This is a genomic window from Arenibacter palladensis (genome assembly GCF_900129275.1).
Classification (GTDB): domain Bacteria; phylum Bacteroidota; class Bacteroidia; order Flavobacteriales; family Flavobacteriaceae; genus Arenibacter; species Arenibacter palladensis.
Genome location: NZ_FQUX01000009.1, coordinates 153,598 through 170,553 on the forward strand (window position 1 = coordinate 153,598; position 16,956 = coordinate 170,553).

At 39.6% G+C, this 16,956-nt stretch carries 13 protein-coding genes; all 13 read left to right on the forward strand.

All coding sequences use genetic code 11. From position 1 onward, the window contains the following. Nucleotides 1-27: 27 nt before the first annotated feature. The 13 genes from BUA60_RS19490 to BUA60_RS19550 all read left to right on the forward strand — a co-directional run bounded on the left by BUA60_RS19490 (nt 28) and on the right by BUA60_RS19550 (nt 16,941). A complete protein-coding gene (locus tag BUA60_RS19490; RefSeq protein ID WP_072864687.1) occupies nt 28-837 on the forward strand; it encodes a TrmH family RNA methyltransferase in 810 nt (269 codons plus the stop codon). A gap of 62 nt (nt 838-899) precedes the next feature. Continuing rightward, entirely contained in the window at nt 900-2,132 is a 1,233-nt protein-coding gene (locus tag BUA60_RS19495) for a M48 family metallopeptidase (protein ID WP_072864689.1), read from the forward strand. 44 nt (nt 2,133-2,176) lie between these two features. Then, nucleotides 2,177-4,381: a RelA/SpoT family protein gene (locus BUA60_RS19500; protein ID WP_072864691.1), complete on the forward strand. Its 2,205-nt coding sequence runs from the start codon at nt 2,177-2,179 to the stop codon at nt 4,379-4,381. Between the two features lie 41 nt (nt 4,382-4,422). Beyond that, complete coding sequence (locus tag BUA60_RS19505; protein WP_031444710.1) at nt 4,423-4,878, forward strand: Fur family transcriptional regulator; 456 nt, start codon at nt 4,423-4,425, stop codon at nt 4,876-4,878. 16 nt (nt 4,879-4,894) lie between these two features. Continuing rightward, entirely contained in the window at nt 4,895-6,166 is a 1,272-nt protein-coding gene (locus tag BUA60_RS19510; RefSeq protein WP_072864693.1) for an adenylosuccinate synthase, read from the forward strand. Between the two features lie 111 nt (nt 6,167-6,277). Beyond that, nucleotides 6,278-8,293: an OstA-like protein gene (locus BUA60_RS19515; RefSeq protein WP_084532698.1), complete on the forward strand. Its 2,016-nt coding sequence runs from the start codon at nt 6,278-6,280 to the stop codon at nt 8,291-8,293. A 5-nt stretch (nt 8,294-8,298) separates the two neighbouring features. Then, entirely contained in the window at nt 8,299-9,480 is a 1,182-nt protein-coding gene (locus BUA60_RS19520) for an aspartate aminotransferase family protein (protein ID WP_072864696.1), read from the forward strand. Nucleotides 9,481-9,575: 95 nt separating this feature from the next. Beyond that, nucleotides 9,576-10,976, forward strand: a complete 1,401-nt coding sequence (locus BUA60_RS19525) for a tetratricopeptide repeat protein (protein WP_072864698.1) — start codon at nt 9,576-9,578, stop codon at nt 10,974-10,976. Between the two features lie 28 nt (nt 10,977-11,004). Next, complete coding sequence (locus tag BUA60_RS19530; RefSeq protein ID WP_072864700.1) at nt 11,005-11,922, forward strand: polyprenyl-phosphate transporter; 918 nt, start codon at nt 11,005-11,007, stop codon at nt 11,920-11,922. Nucleotides 11,923-11,936: 14 nt separating this feature from the next. Then, nucleotides 11,937-12,950: a DUF368 domain-containing protein gene (locus BUA60_RS19535; protein WP_072864702.1), complete on the forward strand. Its 1,014-nt coding sequence runs from the start codon at nt 11,937-11,939 to the stop codon at nt 12,948-12,950. Next, the gene (locus BUA60_RS19540) at nt 12,928-13,680 is read left to right on the forward strand and encodes a shikimate dehydrogenase family protein (protein ID WP_072864704.1); all 753 of its coding nucleotides are present in this window, start codon (nt 12,928-12,930) and stop codon (nt 13,678-13,680) included. Before BUA60_RS19535 ends, BUA60_RS19540 begins: the two co-directional genes overlap by 23 nt. Nucleotides 13,681-13,832: 152 nt before the next feature. Beyond that, a complete protein-coding gene (locus BUA60_RS19545) occupies nt 13,833-16,031 on the forward strand; it encodes a DUF349 domain-containing protein (RefSeq protein ID WP_072864706.1) in 2,199 nt (732 codons plus the stop codon). A gap of 55 nt (nt 16,032-16,086) precedes the next feature. Next, a complete protein-coding gene (locus tag BUA60_RS19550) occupies nt 16,087-16,941 on the forward strand; it encodes a hypothetical protein (RefSeq protein ID WP_072864708.1) in 855 nt (284 codons plus the stop codon). The last annotated feature ends 15 nt before the right edge of the window (nt 16,942-16,956 follow it).

Here is a 16,956-nt window from a genome sequence, read left to right on the forward strand (position 1 = left end):
TTAACATAATATATTATTTTTGCACAAATGAGCTATATAAAAGAGATAAGCAGTATTCACAACCCCTTGGTAAGGAGTACAATATCTTTAAAGGAAAAATCCCGGGAACGAAAAAAAAATGGGCTTTTTGTTATTGAAGGCATCAAAGAGCTGCAACTCGCCATTAAGGGACAGTATACCTTAAAGGCCATTCTTTTCTTTCCAGAACTGGTGCCTAGTGATACTATTTTGGAATTAATACAAAATATTTCCCCTGCCCCCGAAGTAATTGCCATATCAAAGGATATCTTTCAAAAATTGGCACATAGGGATACCACAGAGGGTATATTGGCCATAGCAGTATCTCGGGAGCATTCTCTGGAGTCCTTAAAATTCAAAAACGACAATCCACTTATTTTAGTGGCGGAAGCCCCGGAAAAACCAGGCAATATTGGCGCCCTACTCCGTACTGCCGATGCTGCCGACTTGGACGCTGTAATCATTGCCAACCCAAAAAGCGACCTATACAACCCAAATATAATCCGTTCCAGTGTAGGATGCGTTTTCACTACCAATATAGCCATGGGATCCACACCCGAAATAATCCAATTCTTAATGGGTCATAATATTGCCATCAACTGTGCGGCATTAAGTGCCTCCAAACCATATACAAAAGTAGATTTCACCCAAGGCTCGGCAATAGTAGTGGGAACAGAGGCTACAGGTCTATCCGAGCAATGGCTCAACAAGGCAACCGAAAATATTATAATTCCCATGCATGGAGAAATAGACTCTATGAATGTTTCCGTATCCGCAGCAATACTTATCTTTGAGGCAAGGAGACAACGGGGATTTTAAGGAAAAACCGGCATCCGCAAAACTGCGACATATAATAATATTGAAATCCATTAGCCTTTTAAATGAATAGTAATACCCTTTTTTATATCATAATCGCCATTTTATTGATTCAATTTTTAATTGAAGCCGTGCTGGAATATTTGAACGCCCAACGCTATACGGATGTTGTTCCCAATGAGCTGAACGACGTTTTCGACAAGGAGGAATACAGAAAATCGCAGGAGTATAAAAAAACCAACTATCGCTTTGGATTGGCAAGCTCTGTCTTCTCCCTGTGCCTTACCTTAATATTTCTGATTTTCGGGGGATTTGAATGGATAGATACCATTGCCAGGAGCTACAGTGACAACCCTATTCTGATTGCTCTTATTTTTTTCGGTATAATTATGATAGGCAATGATATTGTCACAACCCCCTTTTCTTATTACCACACCTTTGTAATTGAGGAGAAATTCGGCTTTAACAAGAGTACCAAAAAGTTATTTTGGACCGATAAGATTAAAGGTTGGATTATGATGATAATTCTTGGGGGAGGAATACTTGCTTTGATTATCTGGTTTTTTCAATGGGCCGGCACCAACTTTTGGATTTATGCCTGGGCCCTCATAGCCTTTTTTTCACTTTTCATGAACCTTTTTTACAGCAAGCTGATAGTTCCGCTTTTTAACAAACAGACCCCTTTGGAAGAAGGTAGTTTAAAAAGTAAAATTGAAGCTTATGCCAAAAAGGTAGGATTTGAATTAAAAAATATTTTTGTGATAGATGGGTCAAAAAGATCTACCAAGGCCAATGCTTATTTTTCCGGATTTGGCAAGGAAAAGAGAATTACCCTGTATGATACCCTGATCAATGACCTTGAAGAAGACGAAATTGTAGCGGTACTGGCACATGAAGTGGGACATTACAAAAGAAAACACATCATTTTCAATTTATCGGCCTCCATTTTACTTACTGGTTTCACCCTTTTTATCCTGTCCATTTTTATAAATAATCCTGAGGTTTCCTTGGCTATTGGTGTTTCGCAACCCAGTTTTCACGCAGCGCTTATAGGTTTTGGAATACTATATAGCCCTATCTCCGAAATTACCGGATTGGTCATGAACGCCATGTCCAGAAAATTTGAATATCAGGCAGATGATTTTGCCAAGGAAACCTTTGCTTCCAAACCTCTGATTACCTCCTTGAAAAAATTATCCAAGAATAGCCTAAGCAATCTTACTCCTCATCCTGCCTATGTTTTTATGCACTACTCGCACCCAACCCTAATGTCCAGAATTGAAAACTTAAAGGCATAATTTTTGTTGTCTACTATCATAGTTTGTGCTATTTTTAATTTATGATGACCGAAGCTGCAATAGAGAAAGAAAACAAGGAAATAGCGAAGCAATATAAGGAACTGCTCCGCATAAGCTATCAAAGCCTTACCGATGAGGATAAGAAATTGATACGCTCTGCCTTTGATATTGCCGTAGATGCCCACAAGAACCAAAGAAGAAAATCGGGAGAGGCATACGTTTTCCATCCCATAGCGGTAGCCAAAATTGTGGCTTCCGAAATAGGTTTGGATGCAGTTTCCATAGCTTCTGCCCTGCTCCATGATGTTGTTGAGGACACCGAATATACGCTGGCGGACATAGAACGCTTGTTTGGCGAGACCGTTGCACGGATCGTAGACGGACTCACTAAAATTGCCCACCTGAAAAAGGATATGAACATTTCCCAACAGGCGGAGAATTTTAGAAAAATGCTCCTTACGCTTAATGACGATGTTCGGGTTATCATTATAAAGATTGCGGACAGGTATCACAATATGCTCACTATGGATTCCATGCCAGAGCATAAACAAGTGAAAATAGCCTCGGAAACCCTTTACATATATGCACCATTAGCGCATAGAATAGGGCTTTACAATATTAAAACGGAACTGGAAGACCTTAGTCTTAAGTATACGGAACCGGATGTTTACGAAGACATCTTAGGTAAAATTGAAGAGTCCAAAGAAGAACAGCAGGCCTATATCGATGCTTTTTCCGGTGTAATCAGTGACTCATTGGATAAAGAAAACCTTAATTACTACATTAAGGGCCGGATGAAATCCATATTCTCCATTCGCCGAAAAATGAAGGTTCAGAATGTATCCTTCGATGAGATTTATGACAAATTTGCGATTCGGATCATATATAAATCGGACCGGCATAACGAAAAGTTTTTGGCTTGGAAGATTTATTCCATCGTTACCGATCACTTCACCCCTAACCCTGTCCGTTTAAGGGATTGGATTTCCTCCCCCAAATCTACAGGTTATGAAGCCTTGCATATCACTGTAATGGGCCCAAAGGGAAAATGGGTGGAAGTTCAGATCCGAAGTGAAAGAATGCACGAAATTGCCGAAAAGGGCTATGCCGCACATTTTAAATACAAGCACGGCAATCAAAAAGAACAGGGTATTGAGGAGTGGTTAAACAAACTACAGGAAGCCTTGGAAAATGCGAATACCAATGCTGTAGATTTTGTAGAGGAATTTAAACTTAACCTCTATTCCAAAGAGATATTTGTATTTACGCCCAAAGGGGAATTAAAATCCCTTCCTAAAGGGGCCACCCCATTGGATTTTGCATTCAATATACACACCGAAGTGGGCATGCATACCCGGGGGGCCAAAGTAAATGGCAAACTGGTACCTTTAAATACCACATTGCAGAGTGGCGATCAAGTGGACATTCTTACTTCGGACACGGCCAAACCCAGTCAAAGCTGGTTGGATTACGCCACAACGGCAAGAGCCAGGTCCAAAATAAAATCTTCATTAAGGGAAGAAAAGAAATCTACGGCCATGGAGGGCAAGGAAATCCTTAGGCGTAAATTAAAATCCCAAAAAATTACCCTTAACGAGGACACCATAAATAAGTTGGTCGTCTTTTTTAAGCTTAAGACCAGTCTGGACCTGTTCTATAGAGTGGGCATAGGGGCTATTGACAATCAGATGTTGAAAGATTTTGCGGCCTCCTATAGCAACGCATTTATAACCTTCTTTAAAAATAAAATAAAGAGGACCCCAGTTCCGGAGGATATCCACAAGGAAGAAATAACCACAAAATATGATACCCTTGTTTTTGGTAAGGAAGAGGACAAATTGGAATATAAATTATCCCAATGTTGCAACCCCATACCCGGTGATGAGGTATTTGGGTTTGTTAGCGTAAACGATGGAATTAAGGTGCATAAAAAAAATTGCCCTAACGCCATTTCCCTTCAGTCCAATTACGCCTACAGAATCATATCCGCTAAATGGATCGATTCTTCCCAAGAAGAATTTACCGTGGAAATAATGCTTACCGGGATAGACAACATAGGTTTGATCAGTGAAATTACCGAGGTAATCTCAGGCAACCTACATGTGAATATGAGAAATATTAATTTCAGTACGGATGGGGGAACATTCTCGGGAAGAATTACCCTTGTTGTAAAAAACAATGCTATCCTTAAAAAAGTTATAGATAATCTAAAGCGCATTAACGGCATCGATAAAGTATCCAGAATTTAAATTTTAACTGTACATTTGTACCCTAACGCTGGGTAAATGCTATGGGCGAAAATAAGAATCAAGAAATAGTCAAAAATGTCTTCACCACTTTTCTGGAGGAAAATGGTCACAGAAAAACACCTGAGCGCTACGCAATTTTACAGGAAATCTACGATAGCGAAGAACATTTTGATATAGAATCGCTCTATATCACCATGAAAAATAAGAATTATCGGGTAAGCAGGGCCACACTCTACAATACTATTGAGCTTCTCTTGGAATGCAAATTGGTAAGAAAACACCAATTTGGAAAAAATCAGGCCCAATACGAAAAATCCTATTTTGACAGACAGCACGATCATGTTATCCTAACGGATACCGGTGAGGTTATGGAATTTTGCGATCCACGTATTCAAAGTATAAAAAAGACCATCGAGGAGGTTTTCAACATCAAGATCAACACCCACTCGCTCTATTTTTACGGAACACGAAATAAAGAAGAGAACACGAATAATTAATCCAATTACATAAATAATGGCAGTAGATTTACTACTAGGACTCCAATGGGGAGATGAAGGAAAAGGGAAAATAGTTGATGTTTTAACAAAAAACTATGACATAATTGCACGTTTCCAAGGTGGCCCCAATGCTGGCCACACTTTAGAATTTGATGGTATAAAACATGTATTGCATACCATTCCTTCAGGGATTTTCCACAAAACCGCTGTGAACATTGTTGGCAACGGAGTGGTTATAGACCCGGTTATCTTTAAAAAGGAGCTGGATAATCTAAAAAAGTTCAATCTAGATATTAAATCAAAATTATTTATTTCTAGAAAGGCCCATCTAATTTTACCCACCCACCGTTTATTGGATGCGGCTTCGGAAACCTCCAAAGGCAAGGCTAAAATTGGATCTACCCTAAAAGGTATTGGCCCGACCTATATGGACAAAACCGGAAGGAACGGAATGAGAGTTGGTGATTTGGAATTCTCGGACTGGAAAGAAAAGTACAGGATATTAGCCAACAAACATGAGGCCATGATAAGCTTTTACAATGTTGAGATTCAATATGACCTGAAGGAATTGGAGGCCGACTTCTTTATGGCGGTGGAAGAACTAAAAAAATTAACCTTCATAGATAGTGAAGAGTATATTTTTAATGCACAGCGGGAAGGCAAAAAAATATTGGCGGAAGGTGCACAGGGATCCTTATTGGATATCGATTTTGGAACCTATCCTTTTGTAACCTCATCCAACACGACGGCAGCAGGAGCTTGTACCGGATTGGGTGTGGCTCCCAATAAAATAGGTAGTGTATTGGGTATTTTCAAAGCGTATACTACCCGCGTGGGCAGTGGACCTTTCCCCACAGAACTTTTTGATGAGGACGGTGCAACCATGGGCAGGGTTGGAAACGAATTTGGCGCCACCACAGGTAGACCAAGACGCTGTGGATGGTTAGACCTTGTAGCACTTAAATACGCCGTTGAAATTAATGGAGTTACGGAATTGATGATGATGAAGGCGGATGTGCTTAGTGGCTTTAAGACACTAAAAGTATGTACGGCCTATAACTATAAAGGAAACCAAATAAAGCATTTGCCCTATAGCATAGAACCGGAATATGTTACCCCAGTCTATACTGAAATGAAAGGTTGGGCAAAGGATTTGACCAAAATGAGCAAATCCGATGAACTTCCAGATACCCTGATAGATTATATTAAGTTTCTGGAAAAGGAACTGGAAGTACCTATCAAGATTGTCTCGGTAGGACCAGATAGGACCCAGACCATATATCGATAAACCAAAGCCATCTTAAAAGATGGCTTTTTCGTTATTGGGGTTTTACTAAAACTATCCCAAACTATATTATCCTCCCTCAAAATATACTATTTTTGACCAAAATTTTAAACATTGCTTAAGTCCGTATTTTTATTATTAACCGTATTCATTTGTTGGAGTGGCTGGTCACAGGAGCCCCAGACAGAGGTTAAACAAATAAACATTGTTTATGGGGCCAACTTTACCAAAGATGAAAAACAATATCCCGGGGCCGCCATCTTTAGCAAGGATGACCGGCAGGTACAATTTGAGCACGAGGGAGCGGATTTATGGTGCGATATTGCTATATATTACCAAAAAGAAAATAGACTCAAAGCCATTGGGAACATTAAACTGCAACAGGGAGATTCCGTACAGCTGACCAGTGGCAAAATTGATTATGATGGCAATCTAAACCTGGCCAAGGCATGGGAAAATGTGGTATTGAACCATACCAGCATGACACTTACCACGGACACCTTACGGTTCGACAGGGAAAAACAAGAGGCTTACTATGAACATAACGGAACCGTAGTTGATTCCTCCAACACCCTTACCAGTAAAATAGGGCGTTACTTTACACAACTTAAGAAATCCCAGTTCTTGCAAAGTGTAAACCTTGTGAACCCAGAATTCAATTTGGTTTCCAAACAATTGGATTATTATACCGAGTCCAAAAATGCCTATTTGTACGGTCCGTCCACCATTACGGGGGAAACCTATACAATGTATTGCGAACGTGGTTTCTATGACACCAAAATTGAAAACGGATACGGAATTAAAAATACCCGTATAGACTACAATAACCGTATTATTACCGGAGACAGTTTATATTTTGACAAAAAGACCGAATTTGCATCGGCAACAAACAATATTACTATAAGGGATACCATAAACAATGGATTGATAAGGGCGCACTATGCTGAAGTATATAAGGCCAAGGATTCCGTTTTTGCCACCAAGAGGGCCGTATCGATCAATCTGGTAGAACAGGATTCCCTGTATATGCACGGCGACACCCTAATGGTCACGGGCAAACCAGAACAACGCATCCTAAGGGCGTTCAGGAATGCAAAATTCTATAAGACCGATTTAAGTGGCAAGTGCGATTCCATCCATTTTAACCAAAAGACCGGTATTACCGAATTAATTACCAATCCTATAATTTGGAACGGTGAAAATCAGATGACCGGGGACAGTATCCACTTACTATCCGATCTGGAAACCGAAAAATTGGACTCCTTAAAAGTAATCAATAATGCCTTTATAATTTCCCTTGATACGGTGGGCAAAGTTGGCTACAATCAGGCAAAGGGCAAGGATCTATTTGGTAAATTCATAGACAACAAACTAAGTCTTATCGACCTTGTAAAAAATACCGAGGTCATCTATTATATGTACAATGATGACCAGGAACTAATTGGGATTGACAAGACCATATGCAGCGCCATTAGAATGACCCTGGCCAATAATGAGATAGAGGATATTACCTTTATCACCAATCCCGATGGCGATATTTTCCCCGAAAAGGAACTCCCTGAAAACAGTAGGCTGCTAAAAGGTTTTATATGGCGTGGTAAGGAGAGAATTATGACCAAGGACGACATTTTTGATGAGGACGACAACAACATTAAACTGGTCACTATAAGAGGAGTGGACAACCCTATAGATTTGGACGTGGAACCGGAGGAAGCCGTGGAGGACGAAAGGAAGCGCGATTCCATAAATTCTTCCAAATTATTACCTCCCAATCCCTTGAAGAAAATAGAACCTACCAAAAAAGATCAACAGAAAAAGGAGCCCAAGGCCATCGTTTCAGAAACAAAAGCAGACGTGCGCTACGAGGAGGGCGCTAAAGAGAACGGTTTGGATGCCGGTTACTATTTAATAGCGAACGTTTTTGAAGTGAAGGAGAATTATGAAAAATTCATGGAAAGCCTAACAAAACAAGGTTTGGAGCCCCAACATTTTTTACGAAATTTCAATCAATACCACTACGTATATTTAGAACGCTATAATACTTGGGAAGAAGCACTCCAATCCCGAAACAGCAATTTCAACGGTAAATATTTGGATGAAACTTGGATTTTTAGGGTCCTTGACAAATAGAATAAATGAAAGAGGATTATTTTAAGTACCAAGCACAAACTTCCCCACATCCTTTGGCTTTGGAAATTTCACATGCCAAGGGAAGTTATATATACGACATAAAAGGAAAGGCGCATCTAGATTTTGTTGCAGGTGTATCCGCATGCAGTTTGGGGCATTGCCACCCAAGAGTGGTAACGGCCATCCAGGAACAAGCGCAAAAATATATGCATGTCATGGTCTATGGCGAGTACATCCAGGAACCAGCAGTTGCCTATACCAAGCTGCTGGCCAGCCTACTCCCTCCACCTCTGGAAACCACTTATTTGGTAAATTCCGGGACAGAGGCTATAGAAGGCGCCCTAAAATTGGCTAGAAGGTTCACGGGAAGAAGCCAAATTTTATCTGCCAAGAATGCTTACCACGGAAATACCATGGGAAGTTTAAGCATTATGGGCTATGAAGAGCGCAAAAGAGCTTTCAGGCCACTTATCCCAGATGTTGGTTTTATTCAATTTAATTCCGAAGAGGATCTATCAAAAATAACGAAAAGAACAGCTGCAGTTGTATTGGAAACTATACAAGGAGGTGCGGGTTTTATATTACCTGAGAACGGGTATTTAAAAAAGGTAAGGGAGCGTTGTACGGCCGTGGGCGCCATGTTAATATTGGATGAGATCCAGCCGGGCTTTGGACGAACGGGAAAATTATTTGCTTTTGAACATTTCGATTGTACTCCGGATATTCTGGTTGTTGGAAAGGGAATGGCCGGCGGCATGCCGGTAGGTGCATTTGTAGCTTCCCACGAGATGATGCAATCTTTAATTGAAAACCCCAAGCTAGGTCATATTACCACCTTTGGAGGCAATCCTGTAATTGCCACAGCCTGTCTCGCCACTTTACAGGAAATAACGGAAAGTAATCTTATAGAGGAATCCTTGGAAAAGGAAGCACTTTTTAGAGAACTTTTGCAACACCCATCAATAAAGGAAATTAGAGGTAAAGGATTAATGTTGGCTTTGATAATGGAAAAGCCTGAAGTGGCCAATGAGGTAATCCTTAAATGTGCCGAGAAAGGCCTAATATTATTTTGGCTCCTTTTTGAACCAAATGCAATTCGCATTTCGCCGCCATTGACCATTAACAATCAAGAAATTAGCCTTGGATGTGCGCTGATTTTGGAGGTGTTGGACGGCCTTAAACAATAAATTGTTAACTAATTTGTTAATATAATAGACCAAATCTGTCGGAATTAAGGGTTTCAAAAGAGTACTTTAGTTCCAATGAATAATTAGAAGTTCCTATGGCGTTAGAACCAAACGAGAGACCAGGGCAACCAATTGCTAAGTTTGAATCCATGCTCAAGACCGACGATGTCTACTTCTTTGACGCGGAAGATTTTCAAGATATTATTCACCACTACCTCAATAATGGTAAAATCGCATTGGCCAAAAAAGCCATTAAAATAGGTCTGCAACAGCATCCTGACAGTATAGAGCTTAAGTTATTGTCCATTGAAGTCCTTGTGTTTGAAAACAATCTGGAATTGGCGGAGAAGATGTTGGATGAGCTACAGGTCATAGACAGCAACAACGAAGAAATATACATCCAAAGGGCCAATATTTATTCCAAAAAAGACAATCACGAAGCCGCGGTCTCTCTTTTGACCCATGCTTTAAATTTAACCGACGACAGTTTTGACATCCATTCCTTACTTGGAATGGAATATTTGTTCATGGATAATTTTGAGGACGCAAAACAAAATTTCATGATGTGCGTGTCCTTTGACGAGGAGGATTATTCATCACTTTACAATGTAATCTATTGTTTTGAATTCCTTGAGGATTATGACGGAGCCATCGTATACCTCAATGATTATCTTGAACGGAACCCATATAGCGAAGTAGCATGGCACCAATTGGGCAAAATGTATTTTACAAAAAAGATGCACAAAGAAGCCCTTACCGCTTTTGACTTTGCCATTATTTCCGATGACTCTTTTATAGGGGCTTATTTTGAAAAAGGGAAAGTTTTGGAAAAAATGGGCAGATACAATGAAGCCATTGAAAATTATGAGACCACCATTGCCATTGAAGACCCTACTTCCCATGCCTATTTAAGGATTGGAAGATGTCACGAAAAATTAAAGAACGATGAATTGGCCAAATCCTATTATTATAGGACGGTGCATGAAGATCCATTATTGGACAAGGGATGGTTGGCAATTACAGATTATTACATAAGGCAGGAAGACTATAAAAAGGCACTCTACTACATCAATAAAGCTATAAATATTGATGGGGAAAATTCCAAGTACTGGAAAAAATGCGGAAAGATCCATGCCTCCCTAAAAAATAATGACGAGGCTTACTATGCTTTTCAGCAAGCGGTAGACCTAGGAAATTATGAATTTGACACCTGGTTTCATTGGGCCGATGTAGCAGTCCAGAACCTAGACGTTCATGCGGCCATAGAAATATTGCTGCAAGGCCATGAATTTTATCCACAGCGATGTGAAATGCAATATAAAATGGCAGGATTCTACCTGCTTCTTAGCGATTTCCCCAGAGCCCAATACAGGTTGATCAACGCCCTTAAAATAGACCTTGACCAACTACACTTATTTGAGGACGAATTTCCCCAATTCTTCAATACGGAATGGGCTCAAAACTTAATTGAGGATGTGAAAAAAGCTTCCAGATAAATAAACTATTTTTGTTTTTTTATCATATATGGAAAATCGCAATCTTTTATCTTACATTATTATTTTATTAAAAGGCATGGCCATGGGTGCTGCAGATGTTGTGCCCGGTGTTTCTGGAGGCACCATCGCTTTTATCTCCGGGATATACGAAGAACTTATTACCAGTATTAACAACGTAAACGTTTCCCTTTTAAATACATTAAGAAAAGAAGGAATAAAAGCCTTTTGGACCAAACTTAACGGCAACTTTCTACTCGCACTGCTTCTTGGCATTGGTATAAGTGTCCTTTCCCTGGCCAAACTCATTAGTTGGTTAATGGAGAACGAACCCATACCCCTTTGGTCCTTTTTCTTTGGCCTGGTGGTGGCCAGTATAATATTGGTAGGCAAGGAAATAAAGAAATGGAATTTGGCCGCAATAATAATATTGATCTTGGGAGCCACCGTCGCCTTTTACATTACAAAATTGCCTCCTTCAGAAAATTCGGCATCACTCCCCTATTTATTTTTTTCCGGGGCCCTGGCCATATGTGCCATGATTTTACCCGGGATATCCGGAGCGTTTATCCTAGTGCTACTGGGATCGTATAAAACGGTATTGGATGCAGTTCATGAAAGAGATCTTAAAATTGTAATTACAGTTGGCCTAGGTGCCATTTTTGGCCTACTGAGCTTTGCAAAACTTCTAAAATGGATGTTTACACATTACAAAAACCTTACCTTGGCACTGTTGACCGGATTTATTTTAGGCTCCTTGAATAAGATATGGCCTTGGAAAGAAGTCCTGGAGACGAAAATGTTCGGAGAAAAAATAATAACCATCAAAGATCAGAATATCTCCCCATTTTCATTCGACGGCGATCCTCAATTAATAAGTGCGATCATTCTCGCTTTACTCGGTTTTTCCCTTATTTTTATACTGGAAAAATTGGCCGCTAAAAAATAAACTCCCAACCCCAAATGAAAAACCCCAGAACGTTCACGGATAAATTTTTCCTTGTAATAAAGGGCTTATTTATGGGTGCGGCCAACAAAGTTCCAGGTGTATCAGGGGGTATAGTAGCTTTTGTAGGCGGATTTTATGAAGAGTTTATCTATTCACTTCAAAAGGTAAACGGAAAAGCCTTTAAACTCTTGATTAGCGGAAGGTTAAAAAGTTTCTATCGCTACACCAACGGCCAGTTCTTAACCCTCCTTATTTTTGGTATGTTGGTGAGTTATTTCAGTGTCTCCAAAATTTTGGATTATTTTTTGGAAAGAAATGAACTCTATGTATGGTCTGCCTTTTTTGGAATGATATTGGGTTCCATTTACTATATAGGAAAAGATTTTGGACATTGGGGAAAAAAGACCATTCCGGCAGGAATAATAGGGTTAATCATAGGTATATCTATAAGCTTCCTTAATCCCGCTACACAGAACGACAATCTGGTCTTCATCTTTTTTTGTGGCATTATAAGTGTCTCCGGCATGACCTTGCCGGGACTATCCGGTTCTTTTATTTTGATTCTCCTAGGCAATTATGTACTCCTTTTGGTAGATTCCGTAAACGCACTTTATGATACGTTTTCGGAAATCTTAACGGGCGACTTCAGTTTTATTAAAAATACGACACGTCTCAATACCCTTAAAATACTGGCGGTATTCACTACGGGATCAGCTGCGGGATTGGTGACCCTTTCCCACCTGTTGACGTACGTATTAAAGCATTTTAGGAATATAACAACAGCCGTGATTATAGGGTTTATTACGGGCTCACTGGGAGTGGTATGGCCCTGGAAACGCACTTTATTCAAAACGGATATCAACGGCAATGTGCTCTTGGACACGAACCATAACCCGATCATAAAGAATTATGAAAGATTCCTGCCAAATTTGGGATCTTCAGAGACTTGGTGGGCCATATTTTTTATATTTTTTGGTATATTAATTTTATTAGGATTAGACTGGTATGGAAAAAATAGAAAGCGATAAAATTAGATTTGGATTGATAGGAAAAAATATTTCCTATTCATTTTCAAGAGGTTATTTTACCAAGAAATTCTCTGAAATGGGACTGGAAAGGCATTCGTACGAGAATTTTGATTTCGATCAGATTGACCAGTTTAAGGGCCTATTGGAACAAAACAGCAATATCAAAGGCTTTAACGTAACTATCCCCTATAAAGAACAGATTATGCCCTTTTTATCGAAAATAGACCCAGAAGCCCAGGCTATTGGAGCTGTGAACACTATAAAGATAATTGGGCAACAAACAATAGGTTTCAATACGGACGCCTATGGTTTTCAAAAATCCATAGAACCCCATCTGCGGGGACACCATAAAAAAGCGCTTATCCTAGGTACCGGTGGTGCTTCCAAAGCAGTGGCATTTGTGCTTAATAAATTGGGGATATCCTATAAATTTGTTTCAAGAAACCCCAAAGATGGGCAGCTCAATTACACAGATCTTAACAAGGAGGTGTTAACGGACCATACGGTAATTGTAAATTGTACTCCATTAGGAACTTACCCCAATATAAACGACAAGCCCGACCTTCCTTACAACTTTATTACCGATCAACATTTGCTTTTCGACCTTATCTACAACCCGGAAAAAACGGCATTTTTACTGGCAGGTGAGCAGCAAGGCGGTAAAATAAGTAATGGCTCCAACATGCTTCAATTCCAGGCAGAAAAATCCTGGGAGATATGGAATTCCTAGCATGAGGAGCTTTTAGGCCCCTCAAAACCATAAAAATACAGGAATCCCCTCTGTAAAAAGTCCTTAAAAAGAAGTTTCATTACCTTTGATATATAGACGGATGTAATTATATTTCCGTACATTACATTTAGAAAGCTATAAACATTAATAAAATGTTAGAAGATAAAGAAGACAACCTACAGAATAATGTAGGTACAGAGGAAACTTCAGGAAATACCGAAGCAATAAATAATTCGGAGGCCGAGACAGGAACAAAATCCGCTCCAAGTCCTGAGACCATGGAAACCGATTCCGACAACAGTACCAAGGAAGTCGCGGAAGAAAAAAGCGTATCTAGCGATCCTGAAACCAAGGATAAAGAAAAGCTGGAGGAAATTTCATCCACAGAAACCACGGAAAAAGTATCAACCAACGAAGAAAAAACAACTTCTGAAGAGGTTGCGGAAAATGTTGTAAACAATGAAAATACAGCAGAAACAACGGAGGATAAGGAGGAAGATGTCTTGGAAGAAATAGATGAATCCAACGCCGAGGATGCCGAAGATTCGGACAACCATCAGCGGCACCATATCCCCATGCCAGATTACCACGCTATGTCCATGGAGAACCTGGTGGGTGAACTTCAGAGATTGGTAAGGAATGAAAAGGTACAGGCCATTAAAAAGCATGTTGATGGCATTAAATATGAGTTTGACCAAAAATTCCAGGAGTTCATAGACGAAAAGAAGGAAGACTTTGTAAATAGTGGTGGAAACGAAATAGATTTCCGTTACAATTCGGTTACCAAAAGACAGTTCAACGAGGTGTATTCGGATTACCGGGAAAAAAGAAACAGCTACTACAAAAACCTGGAACAGGGACTTAAATCCAATCTTGCACAAAGGCTGGAAATCATCAACGAACTTAAGGCCTTGGTCAACGTTGAAGAGGATATAAACACAACCTATAAAAACTTTAAAGATCTTCAGGAACGCTGGAAAAATGCCGGCCCAATTCCACGTGCCAATTACAATGATGTCTGGCGCACATACCACCATCACATTGAAATATTTTACGACTTCCTCCACCTAAATAGAGAGCTGAGGGATCTGGATTTTAAGCACAACTACGAGGAAAAACTAAAGATAGTCCAGAGGGCGGAAGAGTTGGTCCAAATAGAGGATTTAAACAAGGCATTTCAAGAACTTCAGACCCTGCATAAAATCTGGAAGGAAGATATTGGCCCCGTTGGCAAAGAGCACAGGGAGGAGATTTGGGACCGTTTTAGCAATGCCACCAAATTGCTGCACCAAAGACGACAAGATTACTATAAAGATCTGGAAAAGGTCTATGAACAAAACCTGGAAAAGAAAAATGAGATTATCCAGGCCATAAGCTCAATAGCCACACATATTGCTACGAGTCACAAAGAATTACAACAGCAAATAAAGGAAGTGGAAAAATTGCGCGATTCTTTCTTTAAAGCGGGAAAAGTACCTCAAAAAGTAAATGAGAAGACTTGGGCAAGTTTTAAGGAGGCTGTACGCGAGTTTAATAGAAATAAGAACAATTACTACAAAAATTTAAAAAAGGACCAACAGGCCAATCTTGATAAAAAAAGGGCACTGTTGGAGCTTGCAGTTTCATTAAAGGATAGTGAGGAATGGGATACTACCACCCAGGAAATGAAAAGAATACAGAACGAATGGAAAAAAATTGGACACGTTCCCAGAAAATACTCCGACAAAATATGGAAGGAATTCAAAACTGCCTGCAACCATTATTTTGACCGTTTACACGCCTTAAAAAATGAAGCCCACAAGGAAGAGATAGAGAATTTTGAGAAGAAAAATGCCTGTCTTGAAAATTTAAAGAGTTTTCAATTAAGTGGAGACAAGAGTAAGGATTTAGTGGCCATCAAAGAATTCATTTCTGAATGGAAAGAGGCAGGAAGGGTACCCTTTAACAAAAAGAGTATAAATGCCAAGTTCAACAAAATACTCGATGCACTTTTCAAAAAACTCGATGTTAATAGACAAGAGGCGGAACTGTTGAAATACGGTAATAAGATTCAACAGTTGGCCAACAACGACAACGACTACGCCATCTCTAACGAACGTACTTTTATCAGAAGAAAAATAGACGAAAGCAAGAGTGAAATTCGTCAATTGGAAAACAATCTTCAATTTTTTTCCAACGCTTCCGAAGATAATCCCTTGGTAAAAGAAGTGATTAAAAACATAAATAACCACAAGGAGTCGTTGGCCACTTGGAAAGCCAAACTTAAGAAGCTGAACATTCTGGAAAATAATTTGATAAAAGAGGCAGAAGAAGCGGAAAATGAGGAAGATTCCTCCGATGACGAAGAATAGACCTCGATCTTAACAATTAAAATATAGGCACATTAGTAGAAATAAGGTTAGTGCAATGATGGCTTTATGGTTTGTTATTTCACTAACAAGCTGTGGTACGTCTAGAATAATTGTAAAAAAAAATTCCAACACCCTAACCGACCGCTTACCTCAACCCAATTCAATATTTATTATCACCAAGGAAGACCCTGACCTCGGCGACTCTTTTCTTATCGGTACCATTGCAACCAAACACAACGGCTTTAGCGGGGACTGCAATCTAAGACAAGTTAAAAGGGCTGCAGAAAAAGAAGCCAAAGAAATAGGCGGTAATTTAATATTTATAACAAAACACAAGCTCCCAAATACCCTGTTGAATCCATGCCATAGAATTAGGGGAAATATCTATTCCGTTCCCAATCCGGAGGCCTTTGAAAAGGAAATTCTTTGGAATCCAAACAGAAAACTTAAGGTAAGGGATTTCAAGGGATCAACCTTAGACAAACCCTATGTTGCCGCCACTAACACCTATTTTGGCTATAGTACCAGCGTTAAATCAGAAGAAAACCTCGTTATTGTGGAAGTGGACACCTATTTCGATTGTGAGCTATCCTATTATAAAAATAATAAGAACCAATCCTTGGTATTAAACCACGAACAGCTGCATTTTGACATTACGGAGCTCTATGCCAGGAAATTCATACAACGATTACACCAGGAAATCAAGAATTTTGAGGACCTAATAAAGAATGTGGAGCGCATAGGGAATGAGGTCAACAAAGAACTTCTATTAAAGCAGGAGGCTTATGATAAGGCTGTATATAGTGACCTATCACAGCAGTCATACTGGGATAAATGGACCGAAACAGGCCTTAGAGAACTGGACATATATAACAGTAAAACTATTAGTAGGCCCTATAGAAAAGATTAGAAAATTCCGTCGGTT

Bases quoted from the DNA above. Each gene is read 5' to 3' on its own strand.
- BUA60_RS19490 (WP_072864687.1), top strand. From the start codon at position 28: ATGAGCTATATAAAAGAGATAAGCAGTATTCACAACCCCTTGGTAAGG.
- BUA60_RS19495 (WP_072864689.1), top strand. From the start codon at position 900: ATGAATAGTAATACCCTTTTTTATATCATAATCGCCATTTTATTGATT.
- BUA60_RS19500 (WP_072864691.1), top strand. From the start codon at position 2,177: ATGACCGAAGCTGCAATAGAGAAAGAAAACAAGGAAATAGCGAAGCAA.
- BUA60_RS19505 (WP_031444710.1), top strand. From the start codon at position 4,423: ATGGGCGAAAATAAGAATCAAGAAATAGTCAAAAATGTCTTCACCACT.
- BUA60_RS19510 (WP_072864693.1), top strand. From the start codon at position 4,895: ATGGCAGTAGATTTACTACTAGGACTCCAATGGGGAGATGAAGGAAAA.
- BUA60_RS19520 (WP_072864696.1), top strand. From the start codon at position 8,299: ATGAAAGAGGATTATTTTAAGTACCAAGCACAAACTTCCCCACATCCT.
- BUA60_RS19525 (WP_072864698.1), top strand. From the start codon at position 9,576: ATGGCGTTAGAACCAAACGAGAGACCAGGGCAACCAATTGCTAAGTTT.
- BUA60_RS19530 (WP_072864700.1), top strand. From the start codon at position 11,005: ATGGAAAATCGCAATCTTTTATCTTACATTATTATTTTATTAAAAGGC.
- BUA60_RS19535 (WP_072864702.1), top strand. From the start codon at position 11,937: ATGAAAAACCCCAGAACGTTCACGGATAAATTTTTCCTTGTAATAAAG.
- BUA60_RS19540 (WP_072864704.1), top strand. From the start codon at position 12,928: ATGGAAAAAATAGAAAGCGATAAAATTAGATTTGGATTGATAGGAAAA.
- BUA60_RS19545 (WP_072864706.1), top strand. From the start codon at position 13,833: ATGTTAGAAGATAAAGAAGACAACCTACAGAATAATGTAGGTACAGAG.
- BUA60_RS19550 (WP_072864708.1), top strand. From the start codon at position 16,087: ATGATGGCTTTATGGTTTGTTATTTCACTAACAAGCTGTGGTACGTCT.